The organism is Rhizomicrobium sp. (genome assembly GCF_056722145.1).
In genome coordinates this window covers 1-12,720 of record NZ_JBWZET010000042.1, presented here as the reverse complement: position 1 = coordinate 12,720, position 12,720 = coordinate 1, and the positions used below count along the sequence as shown (strand labels likewise).

Below are 12,720 nucleotides of genomic sequence, written 5' to 3'. Positions count from 1 at the left end.
CCCCGATCGCACCAGCACAAGGCCAGCGCCCCGGCGAGGCTTTGTGACGCCTACGGCAAAGTTCCCATGCCAACAAGTCCGGCCCCGCTCGGCGCCCAACTGCCGGCGGCGGTGCGGTCGAGCAGGTGGCGGGCTTAGCGCTTCGCCTTCTTCGTCTTCTTCTTCGGCGCCACGGCTCCGGCAAGGCCGGCGTCGGCGGCCAGTTCGTCCAGTTCCACCATGCGCGTGAACAGCGCCTGTTCGAGCTTGGTCAGGGTCGAGGTTTTCTTAGCCGCCGGCGTCTGGACGATTTTCTTGGCCGGCTTCTTTGCAACCTTCTTCACCGGCGTCTTGGCAACCTTTTTCGCCGCCTTCTTCACGACTTTCTTCACGACTTTCTTGGCCGCCTTCCGTTTCGTGACTTTCGCTGTCCGCACCGCTTTTTTGACCGCCATGGATCGTCCCCTCGTTTTGCCGACCTACCAAATCAGAGTCGCAGGGTGGCGGACAAGTCGCGCCGCGCCAGCCCGATGTGCGCTATACTGGCGTATCCGCAGGGGGATTCATCATGCGCAGTTGTCTGACATTGGCTGCCGTTGCGGCTCTCGTCACCACTTCCGCAACGGCCGACATCGAACGCACGGCAACTATAAACTGCGCCCAGGGCGCGATCTGCTTCCACATCTGGCCGGCGCTGCCGACGATGCCGGGTTGGCATCAAGACGCCGACGCCAGCTTGCATTTCGAAGCCAATATCCTGGTGCGGGACGGGCAAAATTTCAACGACTCGGCGATCGTCCTGACCGGCAATATTTCGGACGACACATTCGAGCCGTCGCAACCGGCCGCGGCCCAGCTCGATCGCTTCATCTCCAACGATGCCGGCCGAACCCGCGCCGACAATCCCGACGCGGTGATTACCGAGATCGAACCGCTCGCCACGGCCGACGGCCGCAAGCTGCGCACCTTTCGCATCACCAAGCTGAAGGACGGCCACAGCCAGCTTATTTCCTACACGGTGGACGGCGATGCCGACGGCAAATTCTTCGTCATGCTGATGCTGGATGCTGCCGACGATGCGGGATTCGAGGCCAGCCAGCCCATCTACAAGGCGATGGTCGCCGCGTATAAGCATTTCGCGAAGTGACGGTCAGAACGCCTGCTTGATCGCTACCGCGTTTTCGAAGCAAGCATGAAGCGGAGCGCCAGGGTGTTGGAGCAATTGACAACATAGAGAAGATTCCCGCCCCAGTGTTGGACGGGAACGATGGGATTTGGCAATGCGGACCGTGATCCTTGGTGTTGCCGAGCCGAGAACCACTTCAGCGTCTGACAGATTTCGGCGTGGATCCCGGATCGCGCCTTCGTGCCAAACGGCGAAACCGCTGCGGCACGTCCGGGATGATGGGGTCCACACGCATCCCTCTCCCCTTCGTGGGAGAGGAAGAAAAATCACGGATTTAGCGGCGCGCCGGCGCCTATCTCGAAACACAAAGAATGGCGCGGCGCTAAGTCCGATGATTTTTCAGGTGAGGGGCAATGGGACGAAACCCCCTCACCCGCAAAATCTAGCACTTAGCGGCGAAGTGTGCGGCGTCGGGAATTTTGCGCGCCGAATACGCTGGCACTATCGGCCCCACAAGGGGCGTGGGAAGCTTACTTCCCCACCTGTCCGCTCACCACTTCCGCGTAGCGTTCGCTCGCCCGTTGTTTCAGGCTTTCGCTCTTCAGCTGGCCGCAGGCGGCCATGATGTCTCGGCCGCGGGGGGTGCGGACCGGCGAGGCGTAGCCGGCGCGGTTTAACACCTCAGCAAAAGTTTCGATCTGCTCCCATTCAGAGCATTCATACGGGCTGCCGGGCCAGGCGTTGAACGGCAGCAGGTTCACCTTGGCCGGAATGCCCTTCAGCAGCTTCACCAGCTCGCGCGCATCGGCGAGGCTGTCGTTGACGCCCTTCAGCATGACGTATTCGAAGGTGATGCGGCGGGCGTTGCAGACGCCGGGATAGGTGCGGCAGGCCTCCAAGAGTTCGGCGATCGGGTACTTCTTGTTGATCGGCACCAGCACGTCGCGCACCTCGTCGCGCACGGCGTGGAGCGAAATCGCCAGCGCCGAGCCGATCTCGCTGCCCGCCCGCGCGATCATCGGCACCACGCCCGACGTGGACAGCGTGATGCGGCGCTTGGAGAACGCCAGCGCATCGCCGTCGCTCACGATCGAAAGCGCCTGCTTGACGTTGTCGAAATTGTAGAGCGGCTCGCCCATGCCCATCATCACGACATTGGTGACGCGCCGGTTCTCGCCGGTGCTCGGCCAATCGCCCAGGGCGTCGCGCGCCACCATCACCTGCCCCACGATCTCGCCGGACGTCAGGTTGCGCACCAGTTTCTGGGTGCCGGTGTGGCAGAAGCGGCAGGTGAGCGTGCAGCCGACCTGGCTCGACACGCACAAGGTGCCGCGGCCGGGCTCGGGGATGTAGACGGTCTCGAACTCCTGCCCACCGGCGCGCAGCAGCCATTTGCGGGTGCCGTCGGCGGAAATCTGTTCGGTGACAACTTCCGGCCGGTCAATGACGAAGCGCGCTTCCATCAGGGCGCGGAAATCCTTGGCCAGATTGGTCATGGCGGCGAAATCGCGGCAGCCGTGGGCGTAGAGCCAGTTCCACACCTGGCGCGTGCGCATGGCGCCGGCCTTTTCCGGCACACCGGCTTCCACCAGCGCGGTTTTCAACTCGGCGGGCGTCAGGCCGATGAGGGGATGGGGAGCGGTCATGGGGGAGTACTAGAACAATTAAACCCAAGCTGTCATCCTGGACGCGCCCAAGGAGTTGCCCTTAGCCGGCAACTGGGCGCGATCCGGGACCCGTTTCCCAGATTTCGCAGTAGGTCCCGGGTCTGCGCACTCGCTGCTGCACAGCCAGCGCTCCGCCCGGGATGACAAAACGAGCTACTTCCCGCACTCGCGGTGGGCGCGTTCGATGGCGCCGGCGATGCCGCTGAGGGAATAGGTGTCGGTCGTCTTGACGCCCTTCTTGGTCATGCCGGTGACCGTCAGGGTTGAGCCGCCGCGCATCGCCGCGACCAGGGCGGCGTCGTCCTCGACGCTCTTGGCCCACGCCGAGCCTTGCGTGCCGTCGTTGCGGGTGAAGAACTCGGTCCGCAGGTTCCCGACCTGGGCGACGACCGTGTCGTTGTCCTTGTAGAGATAGCCCGGCACGATCTCGACCTCGTCGCGGCGTCCAAGGCCCGGCCACACCGAAATCAGGACATAGACCTTGCCGCGCGGCGCCTTCTTGGGAAGCATCGTGGCCGGCGTGGCGAGCGCATAGCAGACCTTGCCCTCGGCGCTCGCGGCGGTCATCGCCGTCCAGCTCTTGAACTTGCCGAGTTCGGTGGGATCAGCGGCGAAGGCCGGAGCGGCCAACAGCATCGCCAGACACAGCGCAGCGCGAACGGACGGCATGAGATTCCCTCGGGAGCAAAGCAGCGCGCAGAATAATTGCCTGATTCCCGCGCGTAAACGACAGATTAAGGGCTTATTCGCGCAGGCCGTAGCCGACCGAGAACAGCCGCCACACCCCGATCGACAAAATCGCCAGCAAGGTCAATGACAAGACCGCTCCCAGCAGCTCCGGCGCCTCGTTGAAATCGAGCATCGAATGGCGCAGGCCATTGATGAAATAGAAGAAAGGATTGCCCCACGCGAGCCAGCGCAGCCACGGCGGCAGCATCGAAACCGTGTTGAACACGCCGCCGACGAAGCTGAGCGGCGTGATGAAGAAGATGTTCAGCACCGTGAGCTGCTCGAAACTCTTGGCCCACAGCCCGACGGCGATCCCGAGCAGCCCAAAAATGCCGGACACAACCACCAGCCAGAACAGGAACTCCGGCAGCGAATGCAGCCGCACCGCTCCGAACAGGATGCCGATGACGAGGATGCCGACGCCGGTCGAAATCGTCCGGAACATCACCGCCGCCAGCGTGCCGACGATCATCTCGGCATAGGACAGCGGCGCGACCAGCGCCTCCTCGACGTATTTCATGAAACGCTGGAAATAGACCTGCGACGTCGCCTGCAGGAACGCGGCGTTGATGATGTTCATCATCAGGACGCCCGGCAGCACGAATTCGAGATATTTGTGGCCGCCGATGGTGGCGATCCGCGGGCCGACGACGAAGCCGAAAATGAAGATGAACATCAGCGCCGAAACCCACGGCGCGATGAACGCCTGGATCGGAACCCGCAACAGGCGCGAAATCTCGCGGCGGATGATGGTCCAAAGGCCGATCCAATTGACCGTGGGCGTGGAGACCGCGTGTTCCATCAGGCCGCTCCGGCTGCAATGTGGTCGGGGGTAGCACCGGTGGCGGCGAGATAGGCGCCCTCGATACCGTCGCCGGCGAGAAAGTCTTCCTTCGGGCCCTGGCGCACGATCTTGCCCTTGGCGACGATGGCGATGTTGCGGCACAGCCGCTCGACCTCTTCGAGATAATGCGTCGTCAACAGGATGGTGGTGCCGTCGCGGTTCAGCTCGGAGAGATAGCGCCACAAATCGATCCGCAGCTCGACATCGACGCCCGCGGTCGGCTCGTCGAGGATCAGCAGCCGCGGCTTGTGGATCAGCGCCCGCGCCAAAATCACCCGCCGCTTGAGGCCGCCGGACAGCGCCCGGAACGGCTTCTTGATATGATCGGTGAGATCGAAGCGCTGCATCAGCTCGTCGATGCGCTTCTTGCGCTCGGCCGCCGCAATGCCGAAATAGCCGCCGACCCAATCGACGATCTGCACCGGTGTGGCGAAGACGTCGACGTTGAATTCCTGCGGAGATAGGCCGACCAGGGCGCGGGCGCGGCGGTAGTCCTTCACCGCGTCGACGCCGAACACCTCCACCTTGCCGCTGGTCACCGTCGCAATGCCGGTGGCGCAATGGATGGTGGTCGATTTGCCGGCGCCGTTGGGGCCGAGAAATCCGAAGAAGTCGCCCTCTTCCACCGAGAGCGACAGGCCGTCCACGGCAACGGTGCCGCCGCGGTAGACCTTGCGGAGATTGGTGATGGAAAGTGCAGGAGCCATGATGGCGTTCCCCTAACACGCCAGACGGTTGCTTGAAAACCCGCATTTGCGCGAGTCGCGGGTGGCCGCAGCCAAAGCTTGTTAACGACCGGCTCCTATCCTCGCCTGACGCAATGTTCGAGCACCTGTCATGAATTGGAAGCGCGTCGCCACAGGAGCGGGATTTTGGGCTGCCGTGGTTCTGACGGCCGCAACCCTTGGGCTTTGGGGCTTCGCCCATCGCCTTTTTTCCAGCCTCTTGCCCGGGCTCGGCGCCGGCCTGTTGCTGAAGCCGGCCGAGGCCGACATGACGCGCTCCGCCGTCGCCATCGGCTATTTCCTGATGACCCTGCCCGGCGCCTTCATCAGCCGCAACTTCGGCTACAAGATCGGCATGCTGTTCGGCCTCGGTACCTTCGCGGTCGGCATTTTCCTGATCTACCCGGCGGTGGAAAGCCACTCGGTGCTGCTGTTCATCGCCGCCGCCACCGTGTTCGGATCGGGACTGGCGATCGTCGAGGTGACGGCGCTGCCGCTGGTCGTGTTCATGGGATCGCGGCAGGGTGCCATCCAGCGCACCGTGCTGGCCGACGCGCTATCGCCGCTCGGTGCCCTGGCGGCCTTCTGCGTTGCGCAAAACGTACTGGCGGGGGCCGGCAGCAATCCCGGGTTCGTCGATAGTGTGGTGAAGGTGCTCGCAACCATCGGCGTCGCCGCAATCGCACTGGCGTTCGTCACCGAGATGGTGAAATTCCCGGCCATCGCGGAAGCCCGTGTCGGCCATAACGATCGCACCTTGCCGACGTTCCTGCCGCCGCTGCGCAGCAAGGACTTTCGCTATGCCCTGCTGGCGATGTCGCTCGGCCTGTTCGCGCAGATCATCATTGCCGGCTTCGCACCGGCATACAGCAGCTTCGTGATGCCCTCCCTGCCGCCGCAGACGGCGCATCTGGTGCTGGTCGGCGCCTATTTGGCCCTGCTCGTCGGCCGCCTTACCGGACCGCTGCTGATGGGCGCGATCGCGCCGTTGCGGCTGGTCGCCAGCTACGCCATCCTGGCGACGCTGTGTGCCGTGGCCAGCGCCGTGACCCGCGGCCCGGTCGCGATCGGCTTGCTGATCGCCACCTCGTTCTTCATGTCGACCCTGGTGCCCACGACCTTCGCCGTCGCCCTGCGCGATCTCGGCGACAAGGCCAAATCCGCCGCCGCCGTGGCCCAGTTCGTCGCCTTCACCGGCACCGGCGTCTTTGCCCTGCTGGCGGTCGCCAACACCACCCGCCTCTTGCCGCTGGTGATGTTCCTGCCGGCCGCGTGTTTTGGCGTTGTCACCATCGTCGTGCTGCGCCTCAATCGCATGGAAAAATCCCACGTTTAGGGCGTCATACGTACAATTCCTCATGCGCGCGAAGGGCGCCAGAGGCTCCGCCGAAAGGCAAATGAAACTCCTCCGCGTTTAAATCGGCTCCGCAACGCAGAGTGCCGCCCCATGGCCGACGACAGCCCCGACGAAATGCCGTTCCAGTTCGACGAACTGTTCTTCTCGCGCACGGAAAGCCACGGCATCATCCAATCGGGCAACGCGGTTTTCCAGCGCGTCTCCGGCTATTCCTGGGACGAACTGATCGGCAAAGCCCACAAGCTGGTGCGCCATCCCGACATGCCGCGCGCCGTGTTCTATGTCCTGTGGGACCGCATCAAGGCCGGCCTGCCGGTCGGCGCCTATGTCAAGAACCGCACCAAGGACGGCCGCCATTACTGGGTGTTCGCGGTGGTGACGCCGATCGAAGGCGGCTACCTGTCGGTGCGCCTGAAGCCGTCGTCGCCGCTGTTTCGCATCATCCAGAAGGAATACGAGGCGCTGCGGCAGATCGAGATCAACGAAAAGCCGACACCCGCCGACAGCTACGCGCGGCTGCTCCAGCGGCTCGAAAGCCTCGGCTATCGCGACTATGCCGCCTTCATGGCCGAGGCCCTGGCCGGCGAAGTGGCGGCGCGCGACGGCGCCTTGAACCGCGCCAGCGATGCCCGCATCAAGCGCTTCGGCGATGTCCTGACCAGCGCCCGCACGCTGCTGGCGGAAGCGGCCACGGTTTCGGCCAGCTATGCCAAGAACGAGCGCGTGTCGCTGAATTTCCAGGTGCAGGCCGCCAAGCTCGGCGACGCCGGCGCCGTCACCGGGCAGATCTCCAAGAACTACGATCTCATCTGCGCCCAGATCAACGCCAGCCTGACGAAGTTCACCAGTGCAGCGAACGAAGTGCTCGACACCGTTTATGCCGGTCTGTTCCTTACCTGCACCGCCCTCGTGCAGAGCGAACTGCTGGCGCTGTTCCGCCGCGAGGCCGTTGGCGAAGGCGCCCGTCACGGCGACGAAATTCCGCGGCTCGAAACCCAGATGAATGCCTATCAGCGCCTCGCCACCGAGGGCCTGCAAGGGATTGCCGATCGGGCCCGCATCTTCCGCCGCCAGTGTGACGACATGAAACGCATGGCCGGTGCGCTCGAAGTGACCCGCATCATGGGCATGGTCGAATGCGCCCGCCAGCGTGGCATCGGCGAAAGCCTGACCGAACTGCTCACCGAACTCGAAGCCCTGCAGACTTCGGTGACCGCCGGTCTCACCACCATCGATCGCTGCAACCAGCGCATCCTCAACGGCACCGAAGGCCTGATCAGCTATGCCCGCTGGCTGGAACGGACCGCCGCGTGAGAGATTTTACGCGCATGAAAATTTCAGATTTCCCAAGCCGGTAGAACCGTGAACGCTGATAACGCTATCAGATTGGATCGTGGGTATTTGTACTAAACCTCCCTTAACTCGGTGCTCCTATCTTGTGCGCCATGAACAGCGCTGCGCCTGACACTGCGGAAAATCGCGAAGGGTCAAAGACCTATAACGTCGCCATCGCGTTGACGCTGTGCCTGTTCGCGATCTGGGGGCTGGCGCACCGGCTTTACGACACGCTGCTGCCGGACTTTGCGACCGCGCTTTCGCTCAATGCCTACCAGCAAAGCCTCGCCGGTTGGGCGCTGAGTTTCGGCTATTACCTGATGGCGCTTCCCGCCGCCCTGATCAGTCGCAACGTCGGCTACAAGTCGGGCGTGGTGTTCGGGCTCGGCACCTTCGCGGTCGGCCTGTTCCTGTTCTATCCGGCGGCGGCGCAGCATGCGTTCGCGTGGTTCCTGCTGGCGGCGGTGGTGATCGGCTCGGGGCTTGCCATCCTGGAAGTATCGGCCGATCCGCTGGTGGTCCGCCTCGGCGACAGGAAAACCGCGGTGCGCCGGCTCAACATCGCCCAGGCGCTCAATCCGATCGGCGTTGTCGCCGGTTTTTTCATCGGCCAGCACCTGCTCAAGCTCAGCGCCGCCCACGCCGGGCACGATCCCGCGGGCGCGCTGGTGACGCCGCTGTTCTTCATCGGCGCCGCGGTGCTGTTTTTCGCCTTCCTGGTCGATACCGCCGCCTTCCCGCCGGTCGCCATCGCGCGCGTCGCCCGGGACGATTCCACGGTGAGAAGCTTTCGGCCGCTGTTCAAGAACCGACTGTTCATGCTCGGTGCCGGCGCCCAATTCCTCTGCGCGGTGGCGCAGGTCGTGATGTGGGGATTTGCCGTGCGCTATGCCATGGCGGAAGTCGCCGGCATGAGCGAAGCGGGCGCCAAGGACGTGCTCTTGTGGTGCCTGTTTGCCTTCATCGTCGGACGCATCGTCGGCACGGCGCTGATGTATCGCTTCGACTCCTCGGTGCTGCTGGCGGTGTTCGCAAGCGGCGGCGCGGTGGCGACACTGGTGGCGACGCTGCACGGCGGCTTCAGCGGGGTCGAAGCGCTGGTGGCGGCGAGTTTCTTCTGGTCGATCCTGTTCCCGACCATCTTTGCCAGTTCGATCCGCGATCTCGACGGCGACACCAAGACCGGCGCCGCAATGCTGATGTTCGCGGCCGGCAGCGGCGCCGCGGTGCTGGCCCTGCTCAACGTCGTCACCAGTCCGGCGACGGTGCACTTGGTGATGCTGGTGCCAGCGCTGTGCTTCGCCGCGATCGCCGCGTTCGGCCTTTACTACCGGCGCGTTGCGCCACGCTTGTAACCGGCCTGCGACGGATCGTTACGATAACGCTATCAACGCAACTTTGCCGCGCGGGTTCTAAGCGCGCCTTAATCACTGCGGCCTAGTTTGGCGCGGCAACAGGACCCGCTCCTATGACCAGCGAACCTCGTGACGGCAAACGCACCTATCGTATCGCGATCGCTCTGACACTTTGCATGTTCGCGTTCTGGGGATTGGCGCAGCAGCTCTATTATACGCTGCTGCCGAGTTTTTCGCGGGCTCTCGCGCTGGCGGAATCCCAGGAACAGCTCGCCAGCTGGACGCTGTGTTTCGGCTATTGCCTGATGGCGCTGCCGGCGGCGCTGATCACGCGCAATTTCGGCTACAAATCCGGCGTCGTGTTCGGCCTCGGCACGTTTTCGGTCGGCATGTTCCTGCTCTATCCGGCAGCGACGCAGCACGCTTTCGCCTGGCTATTGTGCGCGGCCGTGGTGATCGGCTCCGGTCTCGCCATTCTCGAAGTCTCGGCCCAGCCGATGGTCGTTTTTCTCGGCGGCCGGGAGAACGCGGTACGCCGCCTCAACCTGGCGCAGGCGGTGAACCCGATCGGCGTCGTCGGCGGCTTCATGCTCGGCCAGTACATGCTGACGACCAGCGCCGCCCACCCCGTCGTCTACGTTGCCAACTGGCTGGCGATGCCGCTCTACTTCATCGGCGGCGGCGTGCTGCTGTTCGCCTTCCTGGTCGACAAGACCAATTTCCCGCCGCTCGCCATCGCCCGCGCCACCAACGACGTGCCGACCGTCAAGACCTTCGGACCGCTGTTCCGCAATCGCGGTTTCATGCTTGGGGTCGGCGCCCAGTTCCTGTCGGCGATCACCCAATCGGTGCTGTGGGCCTTTACCGTCCGCTATGTGCTGACCGAAGTGTCGAGCATCGGCCTCGCGGCGGCCAATCAGGTTTTGCTGTGGAACGTCGTCGCCTTCGCGGTCGGCCGCTTTGTCGGCACGGCACTGATGTTCCGCATCCGCCCGGCGCTGGTGCTGGCGCTGTTCGCTGTCGGCGGAGCGCTGTGCGCAGCGACGGCCGCCCTGACGCATGGATTTTTCGGCGTCGAGTGCCTGGTCGGTGCCAGCTTCTTCGTGTCGATCCTGTTCCCGACGATCTTCGCCAGCTCGATCCGCGACCTCGGCAATGGCGCCAAGACCGCATCGGCGATGCTGCTGTTCGCCGCCGCCGGCAGCCCGCTCGTGCTGGCCCTGCTCGATGCCGTGACCACCCCGGCGACCGTGCCGTACGTGATGGTGATCCCGAGCCTGTGCTTTGTGGCGATCGCGGCGTTCGCGCTTCATCTCCGTCGCTGCGAAGCGGCCTCGCGCTAGCGCCGGTCGCGGACCAGCGGGGCGCCCCACTGGTGCGGCGGCGGCAGCACTTGCGGCCCGCCCGGCATCAACGGCCGCGGCGGATAGTTGCCCAGGCTGATCAGCCGGTCGTAGAGGATGATCGCCCCCGCCATGCCGACGTTGATGGAGAACTTCATAGGGATTTTCACCACATGGTCGGCCCGCTTCAGCATGTCTTGCGACAGCGACAGCCGCTCGGCCCCGAAGACGTAGGCGGCGCGCAAAGGGTGGCGGAAGCGCGGCAACTCCACGGCGTCTTCGGTGATTTCCACCGCCACCAGGGCGCAGCCGATCGGCAGACGGAACTCGCCGATGTCGGCGAAGCGGTAGTATGGCATCGCCTGCTGCGCGCGGGAGGTGTCGGACTGGGCGTCGGCCAGCTTGTGGTGCGAATTGACGGTGAAGAAGAAACTGGCGTCGAAGGCATTGGCGATGCGCGACAGGTTGCCGAGGTTCATCGCCTTCGACAAACCGTCCACTCCGACGCCGAAATACCCGCGCATTTGTGTCCCTCGCCTTGCTGCGCCCTGCTTAGTTCCCCAACGTCCAACACGCAATCGCATACCTCCCCCGAGGCGGTGCGGGGTTGATTCCGGTGGCCGCCCGCCGGAGTGTGCCGGCGCCATTCCGGACGATATCCCATGCCTAACCCTGTTCTTGTCGAGGTCACCCGCGGCGCGCTGGTGGAAAGCATCCATCGCGGCGCGGTTGCGCTGGTCGATGCCCAAGGCGTGGTTCGTCTGGCGGTCGGGGATGTCGAAACCCCGATCTACACCCGCTCATCGTTGAAACCGATCCAGGCGTTACCGCTGGTCGAGAGCGGCGCGGCGGAGGCATTTGCGGTTTCGGACGAAGAAGTGGCGCTCGCCTGCGCCTCGCATTCCGGCGAAGCGATGCATACGGAACGCGTGGCAGCGTGGCTGAAACGAATCGGCTGTTCCGAAGCCGATCTGCTCTGCGGACCGCAAATTCCGAGCCACGGACCGACTTCGCAGGATTTGTTAGCGACTCAGCAGAAGCCTTCGAAAGTCCACAACAATTGTTCCGGCAAGCATACCGGTTTCCTGACCGTCGCCAAACATCTGGGGGCGTCGACAGCCGATTATGTGGCCATCGCTCACCCGGTGCAGAAAGCGATTCTCGACTCGGTGATTCGGCTGTCAGGATGGCGTGATCCGGCGTGGGGCGTCGATGGCTGTGCGGCGCCGAACTTCGCCCTGCCCCTGACCGCGTTCGCCAGGGCGCTGGCCCGCATCGCCGGACGCCAGACGCCGGGCGCCGATCGCATCCTGCGCGCCATGGCGACCTATCCCGAACTGGTGGGAGGCACCGGCCGGTTCTGCACCACCCTGATGCAGGCGGCCGGCGGCAAGGCGGTGGTGAAGGTTGGGGCCGAGGGCGTCTATGCCGCCATGCTGCCGGAACTGGGTCTCGGCGTCGCGCTCAAGATCGACGACGGTGCCGTGCGGGCCGCCGAGATCGCCGTCGCGGTCGTTCTCGAAAAGCTGGGCGTGCTGGCGGCGGGTTTCGCCACCGCCCCGATCCTCAACACCCGCGGCGCCACGGTCGGCGAAATCCGGGCGGCGGAAGGGCTGCGGGGGCTTCAAGCGTAATTGTCACCCCCGGCCGAACATTCGCGGCGCGCAGCGTTGCGAATGGGAGGGAAAGGGGGCCCAGGTCGAAACATATTCCAGGTGCCGACGACGAGGCACCTTGCGAATCCTTCAAGACAGGCACAATTCAGCGACCTGGATCCCCTTTCCTTCGCTGCGCTGCGCTGGCTCAGCCGGGGATGACAAACAGCTAGAACGCCGGCAGGGGTTGCTTGTTGGCGCGGGCCTGCTTGTCGGCGGCTTCCATGTCCTTGGAATAGAGCTGGACCTTGGTCACCCAGCAGGTGTTGTTGCCGGGCAGCGCGCCGCCGCCGCGCATCACGACGCGGTCGCCGCGGTCGAGGCAGGAGCCGAAATTCGCGCCGCCGACCGGCCGGAACCCGACACCAAAGGCGAAATCGATGTCGTCGCACAGCCCGGCCAGGCTGACGAGGTACTTCTTGCCGAAGCGATCGTTGACGACCATCGAGTGGCGGTCGCGCGCGCCGAAGCCGTCGAGATCATGGTGGCGCAGGCACACGTTTGCGGGGGCGGGCTTGGCGTCGTCGGCGTAGGCCGGAGCGGAAGCCAGCAGCAGCGCCGCAAGGACAATTTCTCGTTTCATCGTTGCCAGTACTCCTGAGAAC

At 64.4% G+C, this 12,720-nt stretch carries 13 protein-coding genes; 6 read left to right on the top strand and 7 right to left on the bottom strand.

Annotated features, from left to right (window positions below; translation table 11 throughout):
- Window positions 1-134: 134 nt before the first annotated feature.
- Window positions 135-434, bottom strand: a complete 300-nt coding sequence (locus AC1P6P_RS02640) for a hypothetical protein (RefSeq protein ID WP_481400883.1) — start codon at window positions 432-434, stop codon at window positions 135-137.
- 113 nt (window positions 435-547) lie between these two features.
- On the opposite strand from AC1P6P_RS02640, the gene AC1P6P_RS02635 reads away from it, so the two are divergent.
- A complete protein-coding gene (locus AC1P6P_RS02635; protein WP_481400882.1) occupies window positions 548-1,126 on the top strand; it encodes a hypothetical protein in 579 nt (192 codons plus the stop codon).
- Window positions 1,127-1,635: 509 nt separating this feature from the next.
- Here the strand turns inward: AC1P6P_RS02635 and rlmN are convergent.
- From rlmN to AC1P6P_RS02615, 4 genes are all read right to left on the bottom strand, one after another.
- The gene (rlmN, locus tag AC1P6P_RS02630) at window positions 1,636-2,751 is read right to left on the bottom strand and encodes a dual-specificity RNA methyltransferase RlmN (protein ID WP_481400881.1); all 1,116 of its coding nucleotides are present in this window, start codon (window positions 2,749-2,751) and stop codon (window positions 1,636-1,638) included.
- A gap of 174 nt (window positions 2,752-2,925) precedes the next feature.
- Window positions 2,926-3,441, bottom strand: coding sequence for an invasion associated locus B family protein (locus AC1P6P_RS02625; RefSeq protein WP_481400880.1), 516 nt, complete (start codon window positions 3,439-3,441; stop codon window positions 2,926-2,928).
- Between the two features lie 73 nt (window positions 3,442-3,514).
- On the bottom strand, window positions 3,515-4,303 hold the full coding sequence (locus AC1P6P_RS02620; protein ID WP_481400879.1) for an ABC transporter permease: 789 nt from the start codon (window positions 4,301-4,303) through the stop codon (window positions 3,515-3,517).
- Window positions 4,303-5,052 (bottom strand): ABC transporter ATP-binding protein, encoded by a 750-nt coding sequence (locus AC1P6P_RS02615; protein WP_481400878.1) that lies wholly within the window; start codon window positions 5,050-5,052, stop codon window positions 4,303-4,305. Before AC1P6P_RS02615 ends, AC1P6P_RS02620 begins: the two co-directional genes overlap by 1 nt.
- A 130-nt stretch (window positions 5,053-5,182) precedes the next feature.
- Between AC1P6P_RS02615 and AC1P6P_RS02610 the strand changes: the two genes are divergently transcribed.
- The 4 genes from AC1P6P_RS02610 (at window position 5,183) to AC1P6P_RS02595 (ending at window position 10,460) form a co-directional block, all read left to right on the top strand.
- On the top strand, window positions 5,183-6,406 hold the full coding sequence (locus AC1P6P_RS02610) for an MFS transporter (protein WP_481400877.1): 1,224 nt from the start codon (window positions 5,183-5,185) through the stop codon (window positions 6,404-6,406).
- Window positions 6,407-6,517: 111 nt separating this feature from the next.
- Entirely contained in the window at window positions 6,518-7,741 is a 1,224-nt protein-coding gene (locus tag AC1P6P_RS02605; RefSeq protein WP_481400876.1) for a PAS domain-containing protein, read from the top strand.
- A gap of 131 nt (window positions 7,742-7,872) precedes the next feature.
- Window positions 7,873-9,117 (top strand): MFS transporter, encoded by a 1,245-nt coding sequence (locus AC1P6P_RS02600; protein WP_481400875.1) that lies wholly within the window; start codon window positions 7,873-7,875, stop codon window positions 9,115-9,117.
- A gap of 113 nt (window positions 9,118-9,230) precedes the next feature.
- On the top strand, window positions 9,231-10,460 hold the full coding sequence (locus AC1P6P_RS02595; RefSeq protein WP_481400874.1) for an MFS transporter: 1,230 nt from the start codon (window positions 9,231-9,233) through the stop codon (window positions 10,458-10,460).
- Here the strand turns inward: AC1P6P_RS02595 and AC1P6P_RS02590 are convergent.
- Complete coding sequence (locus tag AC1P6P_RS02590; protein WP_481400873.1) at window positions 10,457-10,984, bottom strand: TrmH family RNA methyltransferase; 528 nt, start codon at window positions 10,982-10,984, stop codon at window positions 10,457-10,459. The genes AC1P6P_RS02595 and AC1P6P_RS02590 overlap by 4 nt on opposite strands.
- 138 nt (window positions 10,985-11,122) lie before the next feature.
- Between AC1P6P_RS02590 and AC1P6P_RS02585 the strand changes: the two genes are divergently transcribed.
- Complete coding sequence (locus AC1P6P_RS02585; RefSeq protein WP_481400872.1) at window positions 11,123-12,094, top strand: asparaginase; 972 nt, start codon at window positions 11,123-11,125, stop codon at window positions 12,092-12,094.
- A 190-nt stretch (window positions 12,095-12,284) separates the two neighbouring features.
- Here the strand turns inward: AC1P6P_RS02585 and AC1P6P_RS02580 are convergent.
- Window positions 12,285-12,720, bottom strand: a 436-nt coding sequence (locus tag AC1P6P_RS02580) for a DUF6491 family protein (protein ID WP_481400871.1), incomplete at its 5' end; no start/stop codon positions are given.